Annotated in this window: 22 protein-coding genes; 9 read left to right on the top strand and 13 right to left on the bottom strand. The window is 69.0% G+C overall.

Going from position 1 to position 22816, the window contains the following annotated elements:
* Positions 1-24 precede the first annotated feature (24 nt).
* Entirely contained in the window at positions 25-858 is an 834-nt protein-coding gene (locus KL788_RS09460; protein ID WP_293170710.1) for an exodeoxyribonuclease III, read from the bottom strand.
* Between KL788_RS09460 and pyrE the strand changes: the two genes are divergently transcribed.
* The gene (gene pyrE / locus KL788_RS09465; protein ID WP_428846115.1) at positions 857-1438 is read left to right on the top strand and encodes an orotate phosphoribosyltransferase; all 582 of its coding nucleotides are present in this window, start codon (positions 857-859) and stop codon (positions 1436-1438) included. The genes KL788_RS09460 and pyrE overlap by 2 nt on opposite strands.
* The gene (locus KL788_RS09470; RefSeq protein ID WP_293170714.1) at positions 1435-2550 is read left to right on the top strand and encodes a hypothetical protein; all 1116 of its coding nucleotides are present in this window, start codon (positions 1435-1437) and stop codon (positions 2548-2550) included. The genes pyrE and KL788_RS09470 overlap by 4 nt, the downstream gene beginning before the upstream one ends.
* 9 nt (positions 2551-2559) lie before the next feature.
* On the opposite strand, the gene KL788_RS09475 is transcribed toward KL788_RS09470, so the two are convergent.
* From KL788_RS09475 to KL788_RS09495, 5 genes are all read right to left on the bottom strand, one after another.
* On the bottom strand, positions 2560-3336 hold the full coding sequence (locus tag KL788_RS09475) for an HAD-IIA family hydrolase (protein ID WP_293170716.1): 777 nt from the start codon (positions 3334-3336) through the stop codon (positions 2560-2562).
* Positions 3337-3382: 46 nt separating this feature from the next.
* On the bottom strand, positions 3383-4471 hold the full coding sequence (locus KL788_RS09480; RefSeq protein WP_293170718.1) for a hypothetical protein: 1089 nt from the start codon (positions 4469-4471) through the stop codon (positions 3383-3385).
* Positions 4472-4634: 163 nt separating this feature from the next.
* Positions 4635-5513, bottom strand: a complete 879-nt coding sequence (locus tag KL788_RS09485; RefSeq protein ID WP_293170720.1) for a DNA-methyltransferase — start codon at positions 5511-5513, stop codon at positions 4635-4637.
* Between the two features lie 68 nt (positions 5514-5581).
* A complete protein-coding gene (locus KL788_RS09490; RefSeq protein WP_293170722.1) occupies positions 5582-6847 on the bottom strand; it encodes an HNH endonuclease signature motif containing protein in 1266 nt (421 codons plus the stop codon).
* Positions 6848-6966: 119 nt separating this feature from the next.
* Positions 6967-8304: an acyltransferase family protein gene (locus KL788_RS09495; RefSeq protein WP_293170724.1), complete on the bottom strand. Its 1338-nt coding sequence runs from the start codon at positions 8302-8304 to the stop codon at positions 6967-6969.
* A 124-nt stretch (positions 8305-8428) separates the two neighbouring features.
* On the opposite strand from KL788_RS09495, the gene KL788_RS09500 reads away from it, so the two are divergent.
* Positions 8429-9106 carry a TrmH family RNA methyltransferase gene (locus KL788_RS09500; RefSeq protein WP_293170726.1) on the top strand — a complete coding sequence of 226 codons (678 nt, stop codon included), beginning with the start codon at positions 8429-8431 and terminating at the stop codon, positions 9104-9106.
* Here the strand turns inward: KL788_RS09500 and KL788_RS09505 are convergent.
* On the bottom strand, positions 9100-9402 hold the full coding sequence (locus tag KL788_RS09505) for a hypothetical protein (protein ID WP_293170728.1): 303 nt from the start codon (positions 9400-9402) through the stop codon (positions 9100-9102). The genes KL788_RS09500 and KL788_RS09505 overlap by 7 nt on opposite strands.
* Positions 9403-10012: 610 nt before the next feature.
* On the opposite strand from KL788_RS09505, the gene KL788_RS09510 reads away from it, so the two are divergent.
* A complete protein-coding gene (locus KL788_RS09510) occupies positions 10013-10384 on the top strand; it encodes a nuclear transport factor 2 family protein (RefSeq protein ID WP_293170730.1) in 372 nt (123 codons plus the stop codon).
* A 17-nt stretch (positions 10385-10401) separates the two neighbouring features.
* On the opposite strand, the gene KL788_RS09515 is transcribed toward KL788_RS09510, so the two are convergent.
* Together KL788_RS09515 and KL788_RS09520 are read right to left on the bottom strand one after the other, a co-directional pair.
* Positions 10402-10812, bottom strand: coding sequence for a DUF3253 domain-containing protein (locus KL788_RS09515; protein WP_293170731.1), 411 nt, complete (start codon positions 10810-10812; stop codon positions 10402-10404).
* 146 nt (positions 10813-10958) lie between these two features.
* Entirely contained in the window at positions 10959-12251 is a 1293-nt protein-coding gene (locus tag KL788_RS09520; RefSeq protein WP_293170733.1) for an MFS transporter, read from the bottom strand.
* Between the two features lie 100 nt (positions 12252-12351).
* Here KL788_RS09520 and KL788_RS09525 point away from each other — a divergent pair, with 100 nt between their 5' ends.
* Genes KL788_RS09525 through KL788_RS09535 form a run of 3 tightly spaced genes read left to right on the top strand, consistent with a single transcriptional unit; the run spans position 12352 to position 14925 of the window.
* Positions 12352-13002, top strand: coding sequence for a TetR/AcrR family transcriptional regulator (locus tag KL788_RS09525; RefSeq protein ID WP_293170735.1), 651 nt, complete (start codon positions 12352-12354; stop codon positions 13000-13002).
* Positions 13003-13042: 40 nt separating this feature from the next.
* Entirely contained in the window at positions 13043-14329 is a 1287-nt protein-coding gene (locus tag KL788_RS09530; protein WP_293170737.1) for an adenylosuccinate synthase, read from the top strand.
* 2 nt (positions 14330-14331) lie between these two features.
* Positions 14332-14925, top strand: a complete 594-nt coding sequence (locus KL788_RS09535) for a GNAT family N-acetyltransferase (RefSeq protein ID WP_293170739.1) — start codon at positions 14332-14334, stop codon at positions 14923-14925.
* On the opposite strand, the gene KL788_RS09540 is transcribed toward KL788_RS09535, so the two are convergent.
* Complete coding sequence (locus KL788_RS09540) at positions 14922-15587, bottom strand: hypothetical protein (protein ID WP_293170741.1); 666 nt, start codon at positions 15585-15587, stop codon at positions 14922-14924. The genes KL788_RS09535 and KL788_RS09540 overlap by 4 nt on opposite strands.
* Before the next feature lie 68 nt (positions 15588-15655).
* Positions 15656-16429, bottom strand: coding sequence for a glycosyltransferase family A protein (locus tag KL788_RS09545; RefSeq protein ID WP_293170743.1), 774 nt, complete (start codon positions 16427-16429; stop codon positions 15656-15658).
* A 150-nt stretch (positions 16430-16579) separates the two neighbouring features.
* Between KL788_RS09545 and KL788_RS09550 the strand changes: the two genes are divergently transcribed.
* The gene (locus KL788_RS09550; protein ID WP_293170745.1) at positions 16580-16933 is read left to right on the top strand and encodes a chorismate mutase; all 354 of its coding nucleotides are present in this window, start codon (positions 16580-16582) and stop codon (positions 16931-16933) included.
* A gap of 63 nt (positions 16934-16996) precedes the next feature.
* A complete protein-coding gene (locus KL788_RS09555; protein WP_293170747.1) occupies positions 16997-17938 on the top strand; it encodes a DMT family transporter in 942 nt (313 codons plus the stop codon).
* Here KL788_RS09555 and KL788_RS09560 read toward each other — a convergent pair.
* Both KL788_RS09560 and purL read right to left on the bottom strand, forming a co-directional pair.
* Complete coding sequence (locus tag KL788_RS09560) at positions 17871-20327, bottom strand: HAD-IC family P-type ATPase (protein ID WP_293170749.1); 2457 nt, start codon at positions 20325-20327, stop codon at positions 17871-17873. The two genes, KL788_RS09555 and KL788_RS09560, sit on opposite strands and share 68 nt — an antisense overlap.
* A gap of 98 nt (positions 20328-20425) precedes the next feature.
* A complete protein-coding gene (gene purL / locus KL788_RS09565) occupies positions 20426-22738 on the bottom strand; it encodes a phosphoribosylformylglycinamidine synthase subunit PurL (RefSeq protein ID WP_293170751.1) in 2313 nt (770 codons plus the stop codon).
* Between the last annotated feature and the right edge of the window lie 78 nt (positions 22739-22816).

Consider the following 22816-nt stretch of genomic DNA (forward strand, 5'->3'; position numbering starts at 1 on the left):
TTACTCGTCGGCACCCGAGCCGACTCAGAAGATCATCGGCCGATCGTCGTCATCATCGCCATCGAGGTCGACCACGACGGGCACGTGATCGCTCGGAGCGTCGCCTTTGCGCTGCTCGCGCTCGATGCGGGCATCCACCACCCGATCGGCGAAGCCCGGCGAGCCAAGGATGAAGTCGATGCGCATGCCCTCGTTGCGCGGAAACCGCAGCTGCTTGTAGTCCCAAAAGGTGTAGCCCTCGGGCACGAGGGGCCGCACCACGTCGCTGAACCCGGCCTGTTCGAGCGTGGCGAAGGCCTCGCGCTCGGCGGGCGAGATGTGCGTCGAGAGGCCCGGCACGAAGCTCGGGTCACCCATGTCGGCATCGGTCGGGGCCACGTTGAAGTCGCCCGTGAGCGCGAGCGCACCGCCGGGGTTGTCGCGCATCCAGCGCGCGCCGTCGTTGGCGAGGGCGCGCAAGAACCGCAGCTTGTAGTCCATGTGCGGGTCGTCGAGGCCGCGGCCGTTGGGCACGTAGAGGCTCCAGACGCGCACATCGTCGATCGTCGCGCCGATCGCGCGGGCCTCGAGCGGAGCATCCGGCCCCTCGTGCCCCTTGGCGAATCCCGGCTGCCCCGCGAACCCGATCTCGATGTCGGTCATGGGCAGGCGGCTCGCGATGGCGACCCCGTTCCACTGGTTGAGCCCATGTAGCACGACTTCGTAGCCCGCCGCCTCGAAGGGCTCGAGCGGAAACTGCTCGGGCTTGCACTTGATCTCTTGCATCGCGAGCACGTCGATGTCGGCGTTCACGATCCAGTCGACGACGCGCCCATGGCGGGTGCGGATGGAGTTCACGTTCCACGTGGCGATGCGCATGGGGTTCAGCCTACGAACTACAGTGAGGGGTGTGAACGACGTGAAGGCGCAGCTCATCGACTTCGTGCGCGCTGAAGCCGTCTTCCACGGAGACTTCACCCTCACGAGCGGCGCGAAAGCCAGCTACTACATCGACCTGCGGCGCGTGAGCCTCGATCACCGCATTGCTCCGCTCATCGGTCAAGTCATGGTCGATCTCATCGCCGACATTCCCGACATCGATGCGGTCGGCGGCCTGACGATGGGCGCCGACCCCATCGCAGCCGCCGTGCTGCATCAGGGCGCCGCCCGCGGGCTGACGTACGACGCCTTCGTCGTGCGCAAGGCGCCGAAAGACCACGGCCGCGGAAAGCAGGTCGAAGGCCCCGACGTCGCCGGCAAGCGCGTCGTCGTGCTCGAAGACACCTCGACGACGGGCGGCTCGCCTCTGACCGCGGCGCGCGCTCTCGAGGCGGCCGGCGCAACGGTCGTCGCGGTCGCGGTCGTCGTCGACCGGGCGACGGATGCTCGCCGCGTGATCGAAGAGGCCGGCTACGAATACCGCGCGGCCATCGGGTTGGCCGACCTGGGTCTCGCGTGAACGACGAGCGCGACCCGGGTGCTGACGCGCCGGAGACCGGGGGATTCGACGCCGACGAGTGGTTCAGAACCCAGTTCGCGTCGCCGCCGACGTCGCCCCCGCCGCCGTCATCGGCTCCCATTGCGCTGCCTCCGCCCAGCGCCGGGTCTGCACCCGCACCCGACCCGGGTCGGTTACTGCCGCCGCCGCTCATGCCGCCCCCGCCCGCTGCCACGCCTGTTCCCTTCGAGCCCTCAGCGACCGAGCCGATGCAGGTCGTGCCCGAGCCGACGGTCGCCCTGCCCGCGGCCGATCAGCCCGCCACCGACCAGCCCACGGCCGATCAGCCCGCCACCGACCAGCTCGGCCGCCCCGCGGGCGACGCCGCGACCGAGCTCATGCGCACGCCCGAAGAGGGCGGGGCGCTCGACGAGCTGTTCGGCAGCGAGAAGTTCACCGAGTTCGACGAGCAACTGATTCCCGCTGCCCCGCGCCGCGTTGCGGCGACCGACGGCGGCGAGAAGCCGCCTCGGGCTCCGCTCACCAAGAACCAGAAGGTGCTGCTCTGGATCGCGGGCTCTCTCGTCGCCCTGCTCGCTCTTGTCGCCTTGTTCTTCGTCGGCACGCGCATCCCCGACCTGCTCGGCCCCGCGCCGGGAGCCGAACCCTCGCCGACACCGACGCCGACCCCCACGCCGACCGAGACCGAGCGGCCGATCGGCCCCGTGCCGCCGGGCGACTACTGGTGGGACGAACTGTGGGGAGGCGAATGCCTCGAGCCCTTCGAGAACGCGTGGCAAGACCAATACACCGTGATCGACTGCGGAGAAGTGCACGGTGGCCAGCTCGTGGCCCGACTGCCGTTCCCCCTGCCTGAAGGGGCGACCGAGCAAGGCCCCTACCCGGGCGACGAGGTGCTCGCTGCGCAGATCGCGATTCTGTGTAGCGCTCCTGGTGTGATCGACCTCGCGGCGGCGAGTGTCTACACCGACGTTCAGTTGCAGGGTGCGTTCGCCGTGACGGAAGAGCAGTGGGACGAGGGGCAGCAAGACTACTTCTGCTTCGTGAGCCGTTCGTCGGGCGAACCGTTAACCCGATCGCTCGCCGTGCCGCCTGCGCCGCCCGCGGGCTGACGCGACGACTCAGCTCTCAACGAGCTCGTGCACGCCGGCGAGAATTTCGTCGGGCCGGAAGGGGTACTTCTCGATCTCACGGTCGTCGCTGATGCCGGTCATGACGAGCACCGTGTGCAGCCCGGCTTCGATGCCCGCGACGATGTCGGTATCCATGCGGTCGCCGATCATCGCCGTGGTCTCGCTGTGCGCGCCGATGCGGTTCATGGCCGAGCGGAACATCATGGGGTTCGGCTTGCCGACGACGTAGGGCTCTTTGCCCGTCGCCTTGGTGATGAGCGCCGAGATCGCACCGGTCGCCGGCATCGGACCCTCGGCACTCGGACCGGTCGCATCGGGGTTGGTCGCGATGAAGCGTGCCCCTTGCCCGATGAGGCGGATCGCCTTTGTGATGGCATCGAACGAGTAATTGCGGGTCTCGCCGACGACCACATAGTCGGGGTCGGTCTCGGTCATGATGAAGCCCGCTTCGTGCAGCGCGGTCGTGAGACCCGCTTCGCCGATCACGTACGCCCGACCGTTCGGAATCTGGCTGGCGCAGAAGTCGGCCGTCGCGAGCGCACTCGTCCAGATCGACTCTTCGGGCACGTCGAGGCCGCTCGCTCGAAGACGTGCGGCGAGGTCGCGCGGCGTGAAGATCGAGTTGTTCGTGAGCACCAAGAACGGGGTGCCCCGATCGCGCCACTGCGCGATGAGTTCGACAGCACCGGGCAGGGGAGTGTTCTCGTGCACCAGCACGCCGTCCATGTCGGTGAGCCAGCTCTCGATCGCGCCGCGGTCTGCCATGCGGGTCAGCCTACTGGCGCGATGTTTCGAGAGATCTACGGGATGCTCAGCCTTTGTTGGTGCGACGCGCGAGCACCGCGCGCACGATGAGCAGCGCGCCGCCCAGCACGACGATGCCGATGGCGATGCCGGCGATGAGCGGCACGAGGTCATTCGAACCGGTGTCGGCAAGCTCGGGCTGATCGGGCGTCGAGCCACCGGAACCCGGCGCAAAGCCGATGCGATAGGTCGTGCCATCTGCCGTGACGTACAACTCGGTGTCGGTGGCGAGAATGCTCTGGGGAACACCGAGGGCCGGATACGGAACGGTGACGGTGCCGTCTTGCACACGGGTGAGCACGTTGCTGTCGTCGACGTAGTAGACGGCCCCACCGAACTCAGCCATGTGCCGAGGGTTCACCGCATCGCCGTCGAGCTCGGTCACTGTCGTACCGGTCACCGCGTAGAGCCCTTCGCTGGTGCCCACGAGCAGGCGCCCGTCGCCTCGGTCGATCGAGGTGATGCCACCCGGGGTGGTTACGAAAACCCACTCCGTGTTGTTCCAGACGAAGACGCCTGACTGGAACGGCCCTGTCGAACTGCCTTGCGCATACAGCAGTGATCCGATGCCGATGAGCCGGGTCACCGTGCTCGGAAAGAACGAGGGGTTGGTGAAGGTCGACCAAGTGAGCCCGTCGGCGCTGGTGCGCACAACTCCGCCGCCGGATTGCCACGTGCTGGCGAACAGCGCGCTGTCAGTGGCGCCGAGCGCCCTCACCCCGCCGAGAAACTGACCGGTGTTGAGATCAAGCGTGGTCGAGACCGTGCCGTCGGCGAGCACCCGCACCACGTTGCTCTCAAAGTTCGGATCAAGGTTGTCTTGCGACACGAGGTTGAACGCCCCGCCGAAGTCGACGCCTTGACCGACGCTCGTGAATCCTGACGTGACGAGCTCAGGGCTCGTGCCATCGATGCGCCAGAGGGATCCTCCGCTGATTCCGTACACCCCGCCGTCCACGGCGTACAGCGGCGAGTATCCGCTAGACCCGACCACTTCAGGCTCGGTGAGGTCAGCGGCGAACGAAGCCGTGGGCAATGCCGCGAGAGACAGGGCTGCCGCGAGCGCGGCCGACGCGAGGAGGCGACGAGTGGTCATGTGAGTACGGTCCCGAAAAGTTGAGGCATCAACCATGCCCAAAGTGATCAAGCCGTGAGACAGGCTCCACTTTGACCGTATCATCGCCGAATGCACGGGGTAAATGTCGAAGTTGTGTGGCTCGGCTCCCTGGGCCCGGGTGGCTGCTGAGCCGTGAGACCGGTTAGGCCCCGAGCGGATCGAGGTCGAGGCGGCGGGCGGCGACGGCCACAGCATCCGCGCTCGCATCGATGCTGATGCTGCGTCGCCCGAGAGCGCGCGCGGCCGCAGCGGTCGTGCCACTGCCCGCGAAGGGGTCGAGCACCCAGTCGCCTTCACGGGTGGAGGCTTGCACGATGCGGCGCAGGATACCGAGGGGCTTCTGAGTCGGGTAACCCGTCTTCTCTGTTCCGCTCGTCGGAACGATCGTGTGCCACCACACGTCAGTCGGCAGCTTGCCGCGCGCCGCTTTCTCGGGTGTCACGAGGCCCGGAGCCATGTAGGGCTCGCGGTCGACCGCCTCGCTGTCGAAGTAGTAGGTGGCGGGGTTCTTCACATAGACGAGGATCGTGTCGTGTTTGGTCGGCCAGCGTCGGCGCGACTTGGCGCCGTAGTCGTAGGCCCAGATGAGCTCGTTGAGAAAGCACTCGCGGCCGAACAGCGCATCGAGCGCGACTTTGGCGTAGTGCGCCTCGCGCCAGTCGAGGTGCAAGTAGAGTGTTCCGTCGTCGCGCAGCACGCGGTGCGCCTCGATGAGCCGGGGGGCGAGAAACGCCCAGTAGTCGGTGAAGGCGTCGTCGTAGCTGGTCAGGGCTTCGATCGTGCGGGTGTAGTTCGTGCCCGAGAAACCGAGGTGGGTGCCCTCGGGGTCGCGTGTGCTGCGCGTTGTCGCACGACGCTGAGCGCGACCAGTGTTGAAGGGCGGGTCGAGGTAGACGAGCTGCATGCTCTCGTCGGGCAGCTGCGCCATGACGTCGAGGTTGTCGCCGTGGATGAGCAGGTCGGGCCCGCGGGGTGACCACAGCGCCGGTTCGGGTGACTCTGCTGCCGACGGCGCGCTCATGGGCCGAGGTTAACAGGGTCGAAGGCAGCCGACAGCCATGGGCTCACCCCGCTCAGCGAGCCGAGGGTTCACCCAGCCAGGCGCACAGCGGGCTCGGTGCGATAGGCGCGACCGCTCGGCGCCAGCCATTCGAGCGCGCCACCTCCCGCCTGGTTCACTCGCCAGGCGGTCTGATGCTTGAGTCGGTGATGGGCCTCGCACAAGTGCGCGAGGTTGTCATGTCGGGTCGCACCCTCGTGCTGCCAGTCGACGGTGTGATCGAGGTCGGCGTTCACCGCGGCACGCCCGCACCCGGGAAAACGACAGGTCTCGTCACGGATGCGCAGCCAGAGCTTGAGATCACGTGGAACCGCATAGCGTTCACGCCCGACCGAGAGCACGGTGCCGTTCTCGGGGTGGGTGAGAAGCCGCACGAAGCTCGGCGCGTGTGCCGCGAGTCTGCGCGCGACGTCGCCAGAGATGGGGCCGTAGCCCTCGAGTGACGCTGGCATGATCGCGCTCGAGGTCTGCACGCCCGAGTCGAGCAAGCTCAGCACCGGAACCGTGACGAGAACGCTCGCGCGCACTCCTCGGCCCAGGCCACTGCCCGACACCATTCCGTCGAGGAGAAGGTCGGCGAAGACATCGGCCCGGCGCTGGGCGAGCGTGCGCGGTTCGTCGGGAGCACCCAGGCTCGATGCCATCTCGGTGAGGCGGCGGTACGCGCCGATGGCCTGTTCGGCGGGCAGGTGCGCGGTGAGCCAGGCCATGCCATCGCGGCCAGTCTCGAGTTGCACCGAGCGCGACTCTTCGGCCGCGCGTCGACGGTCGGCGATCGAGTCGGGGTGCAGGCGTTCGCGCACCGCCCGTGCGCGCTGACGAAAGCCGCCCGGCGTGCGGGCTTCGGCCTCAGGCACAGCGGCAGCCTCGAATGCCGGCCACGACTGCGCGGGCACGGTTCGCACCTCGTCAATGAGGATGCTCGCATGCCGGTAGCTCAGCCGACCCGAGCGCAGCGAATCGAGGGTCGCCGGCAGCTCGTGCACGAGCGAGGCGCTGTCGGCGACGAGTTGCTCTGCCTCGCGCTCGCTGATGCGCGTTGCTGCGGCCAGTTCGCTTGCCGCCACCCGGCGGGCGGCGACCACCGGCGACCACGGCCGCCCCGGGCCCGAGCGAGCAGGCCCCTCTGCCGCGAGCGCAAGCCGGTGCAGCTCGTCGATCGCCACGGCTCGATACGCCGACAGCGAGGCCATGAGCCGCTCGACCTCGACGATCGAGTCGAGCACCGTGCCCATCGCGCCGTCGACGACGGCCGCAGCGGTGAGCGGCACGGCAACGGGTGCGAGGGTCGACATGCGCACAGTCAAGCAGTCACCACCGACATTCCCGGACCACGTAGAGACAGCCGCCCGGGCCTGTGAAACCTAGCCTGATCAGGGCTTCTGTGGAGGAGGGGCTAACCGGCTGCGCGGCGCTACTCGGGGGCAGCGCCGCCCGCGCAAGCATCCGCCGCCACCGGCCGACGCTTGCGCGGCGACCGCAGCAGCACCGCCACGAGAAGCAGCGTCACGCCGATCGCGGCGCCGTACGCGGGCGTGAAGCCGGCGACGAGAATCGTCACGACCCCCGAGATGCCGAGCAGCACCTTGAGGGCCGCAAGCCACGGCCCGACCGGCGCCGCCTCGGCTCGCTCGCCCCGGCGCTCGAGCCAGGCGACTCCGATGACGATCGGAATCAGCAGCAACGCCACCGCGATCAAGAACGGCGGCCGGCTCTGCCACCATTCACCGCTCAGCGGCTCGGGGAACGAAGCGCCGGCAATCACGAGCACGACCGCGATGAGCACGATCACCGGCACGTGCCACAAATAGATCTGCATGGCGTTCTTGTTGATCGCGTCGCTCAGCCCTGCGAGGGTCTCGCGCTGCGCCAGCCTGTTCAGCCACGGCCGCAGCCAGGCGAACAGCAGGGTCTGCCCGACGCCGAGCACGAGAATCGCGGCCGTCGGCGGGTTGAGGTTGTCGTACATGTCAGTTGAGTAGCCGATGACGAGCACCATGAAGAGCAGCACCCCGAACGCACCGAGTCCGCCGACGAGCAGCAGCCAGCGCCGCCGCCAGTCGAACCATCCGTCGGCGAGGCAGAACCCGAGCTGTTGAATGAACACCCAGACAAAGAGCAGGTTGAGGGCTCCGATGAGGGGCTGCGCGGTGAGCAGGGCGACGGTATCAACCGCCATCACCGCGGCGAGCATCCCGAGCAAGGTCACCCAGGGTGCGCGCTCGTGCAGGCGCGCCATGAACGGAACCAGGCCGGCGCACCCCAGGTAGACCGCCAAGAACCACAGCGGCTGCCCGATGCGGAATCCGACGTCGGTCAGCACCGCGTCAGGCAGCCCGATGAGGCCGAGCACCGCGAGGGTGATGCCGACGAGACCGAGCGGCAGAAGGGCCGGGCGCGCGAGGCGGGCGACGCGGTCGCGCACGTAGGTGCTCGCGAGCACGCCGCGCTCGCGCTGCCGACGCCAGGCAAGCAGGGCCGAGAAGCCGCCCATGACGAAGAAGAGGGGCATGACCTGCACGATCCACGTGCTCCACGCGAAGATCGGATGCCCGTCGAGCGAGTTCGTGATCGCGAGCCCGTCGGTGCCGACCGTGATGCCGGCCATCATGACGTGCAGGCCCACGACAACGACGAGGCATGCTGCGCGTGTGAGGTCGACGGCGCGGTCTCGGGATGCTCGCACCGGGTTGGGCCCGGTGGCAGGCGCCTCGGCATCGGGCTGCGTCGGCTTCTGCTCGAACGTCGTCATCGACACCCCTCGTGCTCGGGATTCAGTGCGCGGCCTCAACGGCCGCGCGGGTACGCGCCGTGGTGGGTTCAGGCTACGCGACGAGAGTGAGCGTTGGTAGGGCGCGCACCCTAGTGTCGACTCTGTGAATGACGCGCAGCCCGGCCCCGGCGAGCCCGGTTTTGGTGAGCCCAGCCCCGAGCGCACGACGCACGGACTCGGGCCGTGGCAAGGCGACTGGCCGACCGACCCGCGCTACGACCCCGAGCTGCTCGCGAACGGCGACACCCGCAACGTCATCGACCGCTTTCGCTACTGGAGCATGGAGGCGATCGTCGCCGACCTTGACGAACGTCGGCACCCCTTTCACGTCGCGATCGAGAACTGGCAGCACGACCTCAACATCGGCTCGATCGTGCGCAACGCCAACGCCTTTCTCGCCGTCGAGGTGCACATCGTCGGCCGCCGCCGCTGGAACAAGCGCGGCGCCATGGTCACCGACCGCTACCAGCACGTGCGGCACCACGACACCATCGCCGACCTTGTCGCGTTCGCCCGCGACGCCGGGCTGCCGATCGTCGCCGTCGACAATGTGCCGGGATCACGACCCGTGGATGCTGCGCCGCTGCCGCGCGCGTGCATCCTGCTCTTCGGGCAAGAGGGCCCGGGGTTGAGCCCCGAGGCGCTCGCCGCCGCCGACGAGGTCATCGAGATCACCCAGTACGGTTCGACGCGCTCGATCAACGCGAGCGCCGCGGCCGCGATCGTCATGCACGAGTGGGTGCGCCACCACGCTCGCGCTCAACCCCCCGTCGCTCAGTAGAGCCGAACGGCGGTGATCGTCGCGCCCTCGAGCTGGAGGTCGGGAAAGATGGGTCCCGCCCCCAGCAGACTGCAGTCCATGTAGAGATTCATGGGAGTGGGCAAAGTCTGCTGCGCCGTCGCCTCGAGGTCAGCGACGTCGAGTGAGAACCCAGAGGTGCCGCCTTGCTCCTCGGCCTGCACAATGAAAGATCCACCGCCAGCGGCTCCGCCGGTCTGCAACGCCGGCGTGCAGCCGAACTCGAAGCCGAACGCACCGGAGCCCTCACTCGTGACGCGATCGAGACGGATCGTCACGAGATAGGTTCCCGCGGGGACGTCGGGAAGCGTGATTCGGAACGCTTCAGAGAAAGAGACAGTCGCACTGTCGACCATAGAACTCACCGTGAACGGGGGCGCTTGCGGGCCCTCGGGGCCGATGGGCCCTTGAACCCCCTGCTCGCCCTGAGGACCCTGCGCGCCTGGGGGGCCCTGCATGCCCTGAGGGCCTTGCGCCCCCGTCGCGCCGTCTGCTCCTGATGGCCCGGTGGCTCCGTCCCGTCCGGCTGGCCCTACAGCGCCGGGTTCGCCTGGCAACCCTTGCGGCCCCACTGGGCCGGCCGGACCGGGGAGACCTTCGATGGCGGCGAGCTGTTGAGTCAGCTGCTGGACGGTGCTCGCGGAAACTGCGCTCGTGATCGCCCACGCCGTGACGGCACTGAGCGCTACGGAGGCGACGACCGTGATGACGTATGGCACAAATTTCGACATGTCGGGCCCTCCCGTCGTCTCGGTCAGCTGAGTCGACAACCGAGTGGCGCACTGTCGAGCATACGAAGGCAGACAGTCGAAAGCGAGGTTCCCACCATTTCTTCCCTGTGCCCCGTTCCGTCTTGACGGCGCTCGCCCGAGGCAGTGAACTGGGCCCATGACCGCGATCACCGACGATCTGCCCGCACAACTCATTCACCAGGAGCGCGAGGGGTGGGATGCGATCTGCCGGGGAGACGGCGGCACCTACTACCACCACGCGATGACGCCCGACGCGGTGATGATCGTGCCGGGGTCGGTCATCGAGCGCGGCGCCATCATGGTGGCGCTGCAGGGCTCGACGTGGGACGGCTACGAGATGAGCGAGCACCGCGTCGTGAGGCTGGGCGACCGCGCGGCGATTCTCGTCTACCGGGTGCGGGCGACGCGCGGCGAGACGACGGTCGACCTGCGCATGTCGACGACCTACGTGTATCACGAGGGTCGCTGGCGCGTCGGGGCGCACCAGCAGACGCCCGCCGACGACTGAGCGTGAGCGCCTGAGCCTCACCGCGCGCGACGAACCCGGATCGGCCCCTTCGCCGTCGAGGGATCGACAACTCGGCCGCCCTGCGTGATCTCGACCTCGCCCGCGGCGACGAGGCGTCGGGCCGCGCGTCGGGCGGGCTCCATGAGCGCGCGCCAGGCTGTCTCGTCGTCGCCGCCGATCGCGCGTGCTGCTTCGCTCGGGCAGATCGTCGCGTCGGCGGCGCGGCCGGCCAACAGGCTCCGGATGCTCGCCTCGAGCTCGCGATCGACAGGCCGCACGCCGCGGGCGCGACAGGCGTCACTGCACCAGCGCACCGCATCCCAGTCGCTCGCCCACTTTGCGCGCCACTCGATGCGGCGACCGCACGAGCCGCACACCTTGTCGGCGCGTTGGTGGGGTGAGCCACTCCGAACTCGCTGCCGCCTCATGAGATCAGGGTGCCGTGCGCGTCTGCGAGCATCCTCGACACCGCAGTGTGTGGCTCGACTTGCCACTTGTCGTCGCATTGCCCGCAGAAGGCGACGACAAGTGGCAAGTCCGGCGTCAGAGTGACCGACAACGGGGGAGGGGCTACTCAGGCGGGTGCCGACCAGCTGCGACCGCGCCAGTTGCGCGCGAGCAGCAGCCCGACCGCGGCGATGACGAACACGGCCACCGCGGTGCCGCCGAACAGCAGCAGCTGCCCGCCAGCCTCGTAAGCCAGGCCCGAGAGCGCGGCCGCGATGGTGGCGGCGACCAGCCCGATGCCGCGCAGCAGCCCCTGGGCCGAGCCGGCCCGGGCGGGGTCGACGCCGTGCGCCATGGCGGCCGCGGCACCGATGAAGGCGAGCGCCTGACCGGTCGACTCGACGAAACCCATGCCGGTGGCGATGAACGGGTTGCCCACGAAGCCGTAGAGCGTGACGATCGGCAGCAGAATCGCGAGCCCGCGCCAGTACGCCGAGACACCGCCACGGCGGTCGGCGAGCCGCCCCGCCCAGCCCGCGACGAGCACGTACGGAATCGCGAAGAGCGCATAGCTCGCCGCCGTCAGCAGCGGGCTTGCCCCGATGTCGGCCATGAAGCGCGGCCAGATGCCGTCGTAGGCTCCCGTCGGCACCATGACGGCGGCGTAGAGCAGCACGATGCCGATGATGCGCGGCGACCGCAGCAGGTCGAGGCTCGAGGCCGGCGGGGTTGCGCCCAGGCGCAGGCCACCACCAGCATCCGTGCCGTCGAAGCCCATGACGCCCGCGGCGATGCCCCCGGTGGTCGGATGCGGGTCGTCGCCGTCGATCGCGTCGCCGACACCGGCCGCCGCGCGCCGCGCCTCACGGAATCCGGCGAGCACCGGAATGAGCGCCGCGAGCACCACGACCGCGGTGACGCCGAGAATCGCCGACGGGCCGGCGAACGAGATCGCGACACCCGAGGCGAGGGGGCCGATCGCGATGCCCGCGAGCTCGGCGGCGCCGAGGCGCCCGAGTAGCTCGCCGCTGCGCGCGTGGTCGCTGCGCACGAGCAGGGCGCTCGCGGCGATGACGAAGATGCCGAAGCCGAAGCCGCCGATGCCGCGCGCGACGATGAGCTGCCAGCCCGCGCCGGCCAGCGCGCTCATGCCGAGCGACGCGGCGACGAGCAGCACGCCGGTGACGGCCATGAGGCGCGCGTGCCCGCGGTCGGCGGCTGGGGCGACGATGAGCTCGGCAATGAGCGCGGCGCCGAAGCCCACGGCGGCGAGGTAACCGATCTCGGCGGTGCTGACACCCAGCGAGCTCTGCAGCGCGGGAATGAGCGGGAAGATGACGAACGAGGCGCCCGACAGCAGCACCATGGCCGTGACGACGCTCGGCACGAGGCGCGTCGTGCTCGGCTGCCGCTGCGACATGATGGTGACTCCCGGTTCCTTGTTGTCCAAATGGATAACAACGCTAGCACGGCTTGTCCGGCTGGACAACGATGGGGCCGACCGGCCTATGCTCGACACTGTGGCCGACCGCAAGACCGCACGCAAGAGCTCAGACGAGCGCCGCGACGACATCGTTCGCGCGACGCTCGGCCTCGTGGCGCGCAAGGGCTTCGCGGGGGTCACGCTGCGCGAGGTCGCGACCGAGGTCGGAGTCGTGCACGGCCTGATTCGCCACTACTTCACGAGCCGCGATGAGCTTGTCGCCGCGGCCTTTGACTTCGCCGTCAGCAGCGAGCTTGAGAGCGACCGCGCCCTGCTCGACGGACTCGACCCGCTGAGCGCCCTCGCCGGCTGGCTCGCCGCGACCCCCGAGAACCACTACCGCGTGTGGATCGACGCGTGGAGCGAAGCCGCCCGCACGCCTCCGCTCGCCGCTGCGCTCGATCGCCACCATCGCGACTGCGAGCGCATCCTCACCGCCGTCATCGAACGGGTGGTGGATGCCGGGCTCGGCGCGAGCGCCGACCCCGCGGCCGACTCGCGACTGCTCACGGCCGTCGCCGACGGAGTGGCCGTGCAGCACCACGCCGTCGGCGTCATCGACGTCGACGAAGCGAACGCGATCGTCTTCGGCGCGGCCGAGCGTCAGCTGGGCCTCGAGGTGGGGGCCCTCGCTCGGGTTAACCCCGTGCCAGCCCGCGGGCAGTGGGCCGAGAGCCCCGCCCGATAGACTCAAGGGCAACCCCTCACCTGTCTCGAAGGGACCACCCATGCCTGCCGTCGTCATCATCGGCGCCCAGTGGGGCGATGAAGGAAAAGGCAAGGCGACCGACCTTCTTGCTGGCCGCATCGACTACGTCGTCAAGTTCAACGGCGGCAACAACGCCGGCCACACCGTCGTCATCGGCGACGAGAAGTATGCCCTGCACCTGCTGCCGAGCGGCATTCTGACCGAGGGCGTCACGCCCGTCATCGCCAACGGCGTCGTCGTCGACATCGAGGTGCTGTTCGGCGAGCTCGATGCGCTGAGCGCGCGCGGCGTCGACGTCTCGAAGCTGCTCATCAGTGCCAACGCGCACGTCATCACGTCGTATCACCGCACGCTCGACAAGGTCACCGAGCGCTTTCTCGGCAAGCGCCAGATCGGCACAACCGGGCGCGGCATCGGCCCGGCCTACGCCGACAAGATCAACCGCGTCGGCATCCGTGTGCAAGACCTCTTCGACGAAAACATCCTGCGCCAGAAGGTCGAGGGCGCCCTCAACATCAAGAACCACCTGCTCGTCAAGATCTACAACCGGCGCGCGATTCTCGTCGATGAGGTCGTCGACGAGCTGCTGAGCTACGCCGACCGGCTGCGGCCCATGGTTGCCGACACTGCCCTTGTGCTGCACCAGGCGCTGGAGCGCGGCGAGACCGTGCTCTTCGAGGGCGGTCAGGCGACGATGCTTGACGTCGACCACGGCACCTACCCCTTCGTCACCTCGTCGAGCTCGACGAGCGGCGGCGCGGCCACCGGCTCGGGCATCGGCCCCAACCGCATCGACCGCGTCATCGGCATCGTCAAGGCCTACACGACGCGCGTCGGTGCAGGGCCGTTCCCGACCGAGCTGTTCGACGAGTCGGGTGAGTTCTTGCGCAAGACGGGCTTCGAGTTCGGCACCACCACGGGCCGCCCGCGTCGCTGCGGCTGGTACGACGCCCCGATCGCCCGCTACACGGCGCGCGTCAATGGCGTCACCGACTTCGTGATGACCAAGCTCGACGTGCTTACGGGGCTCGAGAGAATCCCCGTCTGCGTGGCCTACGAGGTCGACGGTCAGCGCGTCGACGAGGTGCCCGTCTCTCAGAGCGATTTTCACCACGCGGTGCCGATCTACGAGAACTTTGCGGGCTGGACAGAAGACATCACGGGCGCGCGCAGCTTCGACGACCTTCCGAAGAACGCGCAAGACTACGTGCTCGCGATCGAGGCCATGAGCGGCGCGCGCATCTCGGCCATCGGCGTCGGCCCCGCTCGCGACGCGATCGTCGTGCGGCACGACCTGCTCGGCTGACGATGGTTGCGCGCGACCTGCCCTATGCCGTGCTCGAGGGGCACGGCGTGCGGCTCGAGCCCTACACGCCCGCGCACCTGCCGGGTCTCACGGCGGCACTCGGCCGCCCCGAGGTCTTCGCTGGCGGCTGGGGCGGCGGGCCCGCCGGTGCGCGCTCGGGCGAAGACTTCGCCGCGTGGCTGCCGACGTATCTGCCGGTCGGGCGCGCGCACGTCTACGTGGTGACGGATGCTGAGCGCGCCGTCATCGGCACCTCGACGATTCTCGACCTCAGCCCCGCGGCCGAGTCAGCGCACGTCGGCTACACCGCCTATGCGCCGCAGGTGTGGGCAACCCGCGTGAATCCGGCGTGCAAGCTCCTGCTGCTCGGCCACCTGTTCGACCACGGGTACGGCCGCGTGAAGCTGCAGGCCGATGTGCTCAACGCCCGGTCGCGCGCCGGCATCGAGAAGCTCGGCGCGCAGTTCGAGGGGATCGCGCGGCGCGACGCGCAGCGCGCCGACGGCTCGTGGCGCGACGCCGCCGTCTACTCGATCGTGGTCGACGAGTGGCCCGACGTGCGAGCCGGGCTCGAGCGCCGGCTGGCTGCGGGCTAGGCGCCAGCAGCCGTCGCGACCGCGGTGAACCAGACCACGCCGAGGGCGATGCCGCCGACGCTCGACGCGATCGCGATACCGAGAGAGAGCATCCAGTCGCCCACGCTCGGGTGATTCTCGCCGGGCTCAGGCGGGCGCCGCAGCGACAGCAGGTGGGCGCGGGCGGGGTGCGCCTCCCAGAACGGGCGGCCCTGAGCGTCGACCCTGCCCAGCAGCATGCGCTGAGGTGCGGCACGCAGCAGCAGCACGAGGGGTGCGAGACCCATCGCGACGAACAAGATGCCGATGAGCAGGCCCGAGAGGTCGCCGCTGATGAAGAAAGTGGTGAAAAAGGACACGGCGAGACTCACGAACAGGGCGGGCCAGGCGAAGGCGAGCACGGGCGTGCCGAAGCCCTGGGCGAGCACCGCGCCCACGAAGACGGCGACGAGGCCGCCCAGAATGCTGCCCGGCGCGAAGACCACGATCGCGTCGGTGCACTCGACGGCAATCACATACGGGCCGCCGCGGGCGCAGAAGCCGCCGAGCGCGGCCAGCTCGCTCACCGCCTGGTAGAGCAGGGTGAGGGCGAGCGCACCGGCGAACCAGCCGAAGGCTGAACCCAGCACGCGCGTCAGAGCAGAGTCGCGCCAGGTGCCGCGCGCAGAGTCGTCCGTCGACATGGCGTCACTCTAGGGTGCTCGCGACGTCGGCGCACCAGTGTTCTGCGCGCCGCCTCGGCGACCTGCCGCTACGCGGTCTGCAGGGCCTCCACCGTGCGGTGCGCACGAGCGCGACGCAGCATGCGCACGGGAGGGAACTCGCGAGGCCAGTGCCGCAGAATCGTATAGAAGCCGCGGGCGAACCGCACGACGGCGCTGAGGTCGAACGTGAGCGGGCGCGACGACACGGGCACAGTGAGGGTGCGATCGAGCACGATCTCGAAACGCGGGCCGAGATGGATGCTGAGATCCATGTCGTCGTGCATCTTCTGGTCGTGACGGCATACCTCGTCGCGCACCTCGAGCCACGCGGCCCGGCGCATCGCCAACGCCGACCCCCATAGCGGAGGGTGGCCGAGCGCGAGACCGACGAGACCGAAGTACGACCGCATGAAGAAGCGCGAGCTGCGGCGGTGCGGCGTGCCGTCGTCGTCCATGAGCATGCCGCTGCCCGTGATCGCGGCCGCGTTCGAGTGACGGGCGAACGCCTCGCACACTGACGCGACCCAGGTGACGCCGGGAATGCTGTCGGCATCGAGACGGGCGATGAGGTCGCCACGCGCCGCGTCGTACCCGGCGGCGCTCGCGGCAGGAATGCCGAGCTCTGACTCATGCACGATGTGCGCGCCGCGCTGCGCGGCGATCGACGCCGCCCCGTCTGTGCTGCCGTTGTCGACGACGATGACCTCGAAGGGCGCGTAGGTCTGCAGTGCGAGGGCGTCGAGGCAGCGCTCGAGGTAGTCGCGGTCGTTGCGCACAGGGATCACGACCGACACCCGTTCTGTGGGCAGTTCTCGATACATGGATCCTCCTTGGTGAAGACAGGGGTCTCCTGTCGCTGAACTCCACTCAAGGGGTGCCGGAACAGCGCGGGCAAGGCCCTCCCCACTATTCGAAAGGTGGGGTACACTCGCGCGCCCGCGCAGCGCGCTCGCGAGCATTACGCTCGAAGCATGACCGACGCTTCAGACGTTCACACCGGCGCGGGCACCGCGGCTCACGACGAACTCGGCTCATTGCGCCGCAGCATCGACAACATCGACGCGGCGCTCATCCATCTTCTGGCCGAGCGGTTCAAGTTCACGCAGCAGGTCGGTCGCCTCAAGGCTGCGACAGAGATGCCGCCCAGCGATCCCCAGCGCGAGAAGACGCAGATCGCGCGGCTGCGGGCGCTCGCCGAAGATGCGCACCTCGACCCCGCGTTCGCCGAGAAGTGGTTCAACTTCGTCGTCGCCGAGGTCATTCAGCACCACGAACAGATCGCCACGACGGGCACCATCACGACGGATGCCGACGCGCCGAACTAGCGCATTCGCGCCATCGCGTTCGGCGCGGCCGACAGGGCCCGTGCGCGGCAGTAGTCTCACCAGGTGATCGATACTCCCGCCCGTACGGCACCGCGCTCCTCCGACGCCTGGGTCGCGGTGCAGTTCACTCTCGCGGGCGTTGTATGGGGCGCGAGCTTCTTGTTCATCGCCCTCGCGCTCGAGGGTCTCTCGCCCGTGCAGGTCGCGACGGGCCGCACGCTGTTCGGCGCAATCACGCTCGGGCTCATCGCGCTCGTCACGCGCGACCGTTTGCCGCGATCGAAACGCGTATGGGCGCACCTGGCGCTGCTGTCGGTGACCTTCGCGGTCATCCCGTATCTGCTCTTCTCCTGGGCGCAGCAGTTCGTCGCCTCGGGCGTCGCGAGCATCTTCAACGCGACGACGCCCATCATGACCGCACTTATTGCAGGGCTCGCGTTCCGCATCGAGTCGCTCACGCGCGAGCAACGGCTCGGCATCATCGTGGGCATCGTCGGTGTCATCGTCATCATCGGGCCGTGGCAGGGGCTCGAGCTGGGCACGGGCGATGTCGTGCCCTATCTCGCCTTGCTCGGCGCGACCGCCTGCTACGGCTTCAGCCTCTCGTACATGCGCCGCTTCCTCGGCGACACTGGCCTGAGCGCGATCATGATCTCGTTCGTGATGATCGGCCTCGCCGCGGTGTGGATGCTGCTGCTGACGCCGATCATCGGCGCCGACCCGGTGCAGCTCACGCCGACCGTGATCATCGCGATCGTGCTGCTCGGCGCGCTCGGCACGGGGCTCGCCTACGCGTGGAACCAGAACGTCATCCGCGCCTGGGGGCCGACGCGGGCCGCGACGGTCACCTACATCTCACCGCCCGTGGGCGTGCTGCTGGGCGTGCTCATTCTCGGCGAGACCCTCGTGTGGAACGAGCCCGTCGGCGCCGTGCTCGTCATCCTCGGCGTGCTGCTCGCCCAGCGGCGACTGCGGCTGCCGAGTCGTCGCCGTTCCGCTGAATGATGCGGTGCATGATCTCGAGCACGAGCGAGGCGACCGCGCTCGCGCCGACGGCGATGAGGATGAGCTCGAGCGGCGGTGCGCCGAGCTGCAAGAAGTCGGTGACGACGGGGATGAACAGCAGCACGGGCAGCCCGAGGTAGGCCGCGACGACGACGAGGCTCGTGATGAGCGTGAAGGGCCGTGACAAGATCACGAGCACCCAGAGGGCCGAGAGGGTCAGCGTGATGACCGCGACCGTCTGCACGACGGAAGCCTCGGCACCGCCCAGGTAGGCGTAGGCGACGACCGAGATGAGGGTGCCGGCGACGACAAGCCCCGAGGGGATGCAGAAGCGCGCCGCCCGCCGCAGGAACCCTGGCCGATAGCGCTGGATGTTCGGCAACAGCGCGAGCACGAGCGCGGGCAGCCCGATCGTGAGGCCGTCGACGATCGACAGCTGGCGGGGCAGGAAGGGGAACGGCCACAGCAGCGCGCCGAACACGACGGCGAACAGAATGGCGTAGGTCGTCTTCGACAGAAATAGCTTGGCGAGGCGCTCGACGTTGGCGATGACCTGCCGACCCTCGGCGACGATGCGCGGCAGGCGGCTGAACTGGCCGTCAAGCAGCACGAGGCGCGCGACCGCGCGCGTCGCCGCGGCACCCGAGCCCATCGCGATGCCCATGTCGGCGTGCTTGAGCGCGAGCGCGTCGTTGACGCCGTCGCCCGTCATCGCGACGGTGTGCCCCAGGCGTTGCAGCGAGAGCACCATGGCCTTCTTCTGCTCGGGGCTCACGCGGCCGAAGACGCGGTGCTCGCGCATGATCGCGTCGAGCTCTGCTTCATTCTCGGGAAGCTGGCGCGCGTCGAAGCCCGGACCCTCGTGCTGGATGCCCGCCTCGCGCGCGACCGCGGCCACGGTGCGCGGGTCGTCGCCCGAGATGACGCACAGCTCGACCTCCTGCTCGCGAAAGTACCCCAGCGTCTCCTGAGCGTCGTCGCGCACCTTCTCACGGAACGACACGAGGGCGACGGCGCTCAGCCTCGCGGGCAACTCAGGCTCGGGTGCCCGCTCACCGTCGGCGAGCTCGACCGGCGGATCGAGCACGACCGCGGTGCGAGCGAGCACGACCGTGCGCTCGCCGGCCGTCGCGCGCTCGGCGAACCGGGCGAGAGCATCCGCCGCATCGGGCACGTCGGCGAGCACGATGTCGGGGGCTCCGAGCACCCAGGTGCCGCGGGCCGGGCCGTCGGCGAACGAGACGGCGCTCCACTTGCGGCGGCTCGAAAACTCGATCGCGCGCACCGGCTGCTCGACCGGCGGGGTCGTGAAGCGGGCGACGAGAGCGACCGAAGTCGCGTTGGCGTTGCGGTCCGCGCCCATCCAGGCGAGCACGGCCTCGGATGCGGAGTCGAGCTCGGCGCCGGCAATCGGTTCGACGAAGTCGAGAATCATGCGGCCCTCGGTGAGGGTTCCGGTCTTGTCGAGGCACAGCATGTCGACGCGAGCCAGGCCCTCGACGGCGGCGAGCTCTTGCACGAGCACCTCGTGACGGGCGAGCTTCACGGCTCCGACCGCGAGGGCGACGCTCGTCATGAAGACGAGGCCTTGCGGAATCATGGCGATGAGGCTCGCGGCCGAGGCCACCGTCGCCTCGCGCCAGGCACCCGTCGCGATCGCGACCTCCCAGCCGCCGACCGCCTGCATCTGACCGTTGACGACGATCGCGCCGACCGGCAGCAGCAGAATGGTGATCCACTTGATGATCTTCGCGATGCCGCTGCGCAGCTCGCTGCGCACGAGCGAGAACTGCTTGGCCTCGGCCGTAATGCGCGCGGCGTAGGAGTCGGCTCCGACGCGGATGACCCGCGCGAGCCCGCTGCCCGCGACGACCGTCGAGCCCGACATGAGCTCGCGCCCCGCGGGCGACGAGACCGGGTCGGCCTCGCCCGTGAGCAGCGATTCGTCGATGTCGAGTCCGTGGCTCTCGAGCACGACGGCGTCGGCCGTGACCTGGTCGCCCGCCGAGAGCACGAAGACGTCGTCCATGACGACCTCGCCGACGCGCACCTCCGCGATACTGCCGTCGCGCAGCACGCGGGCTCGCGGGGCGTTGAGCACGGCGAGGCGACTGAGCGTGAGCTTCGCGCGGAACTCTTGCGCCACCCCGATGACGACATTGGCGATGACGAAGAAGCCGAACAGCGCGTCTTGCCAATAGCCGAGCACGAGCAGCAGCGCGAAGCTGCCGCCGACAATGAGATTGAAGAGCGTGAACAGGTTGGCCTGCATGATGCGCCAGAACGAGCGGCCCGTGTCGCTCGGCATGACGTTGGTCTGGCCGAGCTCAGTTCGATGCTGAACCTCGGCGAGCGAGAGGCCAGTGGAGGAGTCTGCCGTCGAAGTCACGGTCGCGAGCCTATCGGCCGCACCCTATGGCACAGCCGAAAAGTATGTCTGGTATTGCGCGGGTGACCCTAGCCGCCACTGTGCTGACGGTCGGCGGCTCAGCCGCCGACGCGGGCGCCGAAGCGGGCGGGCAGCGTGTCGCGGTGCGCGTGCGACAGCTCGGCGAGGGTGAGCGTGAAGCGGTCTTGCACCTCGAGCCCGTCGACCTCGCTGTCGGTCACACCGACGCGCAGCACCGGCACGCCACGGCCTTCGGCGAGTCCGCGGAACTTGACGTCGTCTTCGCGGGCCACCGACACGAGCGCGCGAGCAGTGGATTCTGAGAGCAGGGCGGCGAGAGCATCCACGCCCTCCTGCTCCATGAGTTCGTCGATCCAGACGCGGGCGCCGAGACCGAAGCGCAGAACGCCCTCGGCGAGAGTCGCGAGCAGACCGCCCTCTGAGAGGTCGTGGGCGCTCGTGACGAGCGCCTCTTCGGCGGCGGCCGCGAGCAGGCCAGCGAGGTTGCGCTCGGCGGCGAGGTCGACCTGCGGCGGCAGCCCGCCGAGGTGGCCGTGGATGACGTCGGCCCACACCGAGCCGTCGAGCTCGTCGCGCGTCGTGCCGAGTAGGTAGAGGTTTTCGCCCTCGTCTTGCCAGCCCGAGGGCAGCCGGCGGTCGACATGGTCGATGACGCCGAGCACCGCGACGACGGGGGTCGGGTGGATGGGCACGTCGCCGGTCTGGTTGTAGAACGAGACGTTTCCGCCGGTGACCGGGATGCCCAGCTCGAGGCACGCGTCGGCGAGACCCGTGACGGCCCGCTCGAACTGCCACATCACGTCGGGGTTTTCGGGGCTGCCGAAGTTGAGGCAGTCGCTCACCGCGCGGGGCACGGCACCCGACGCGGCGACGTTGCGGTACGCCTCGGCGAGGGCGAGCTGCGCGCCCGCGTAGGGGTCGAGCTGGCAATAGCGGCCGTTGGCGTCGGTCGCGAGCGCGACCCCGAGTCCACTCTCTTCGTCGATGCGGATCATGCCGGCGTCGTCGGGCGTCGCGAGCGCCGTGTTGCCCATGACGTAATAGTCGTACTGGTCGGTGATCCACGCGGTGTCGGCGAGGTTCGGGCCGCCGAGCACCTGCAGGGCCTGGGCGCGCAGGGCGTCGTCGTCAGCCGGTCGTGCGAGGCGGGCGGTCGTGTCGGCCTGCAGCGCGTCTTGCCACTCGGGGCGCGCGAAGGGGCGGTGGTAGACGGGGCTGTCGATCGCGACCGTCTTCGGGTCGACGTCGACGATGCGCTCGCCCTGCCAGTCGATGAGCAGGCGGCCCGTGTCGGTGACCTCGCCGAGCACGCTCGTCTCGACATCCCACTTCGCCGTCACGGCGAGAAACGCCTCGAGCTTGTCGGGGTGCACGATCGCCATCATGCGCTCTTGGCTTTCTGACATCAGAATCTCTTCGGCGGTGAGCGAGGGGTCGCGCAGCAGCACCGCGTCGAGGTCGATGATCATGCCGCCATCGCCGTTCGCCGCGAGCTCGCTTGTGGCGCACGAAATGCCGGCGGCGCCCAGATCTTGGATGCCCTCCACCAGCTCGCCGCGATACAGCTCAAGGCAGCACTCGATGAGCACTTTCTCGGCGAAGGGGTCGCCGACCTGCACCGCGGGCCGCTTCGTGGGGCCACCCTCGCTGAACGTGTCGCTCGCCAGAATGCTCGCGCCGCCGATGCCGTCGCCGCCCGTGCGCGCGCCGAACAGCACGACCTTGTTGCCGACACCGCGCGCGTTCGCGAGGTGCAGGTCTTCGTGCCGCAGAGCCCCGACGGCGAGAGCGTTCACGAGCGGGTTGGCCTGATACACGGCGTCGAAGACGGTCTCGCCCCCGATGTTGGGCAGCCCCAGACAGTTGCCGTAGTGGCTGATGCCGCTCACGACCCCGGGCACGACGCGCGCCGTGTCGGCGTGGTCTAGGCATCCGAAGCGGAGGGCATCCATCACCGCAACAGGGCGCGCGCCCATCGAGATGATGTCGCGCACAATGCCGCCGACGCCCGTCGCCGCACCCTGGAACGGCTCGATGTAACTCGGGTGGTTGTGGCTCTCGATCTTGAAGGTGACCGCCCAGCCCTCACCGATGTCGACGACGCCCGCGTTCTCGCCCATGCCGACCATGAGGTGGGTCTTCATCTCGTCAGAGACCTTCTGGCCGAACTGGCGCAGATGCACCTTGCTCGACTTGTAGGAGCAGTGCTCGCTCCACATGACCGAGTACATCGCGAGTTCGCCGCTCGTCGGGCGACGGCCGAGCAAGGCCTTGATGGCCTCGTACTCGTCGGCCTTGAGGCCGAGTGCCTCGAAGGGCTGCACTTTCTCGGGCGTCGCCGCAGCGTTGTCGACCGTGTCGGGAGCGGGAATCTGCGTGCGAGTGGTCACGAGGCTGAAGGCTCCTGAAGTGAAGGTGAACCGGGCGCTTCGATCCTATCCGCGCCTAGGCTGGGCTTCGTCGGCCGT

Source organism: Microcella sp., assembly GCF_019739195.1.
In the GTDB taxonomy this organism is placed as follows: Bacteria; Actinomycetota; Actinomycetes; order Actinomycetales; family Microbacteriaceae; genus Microcella.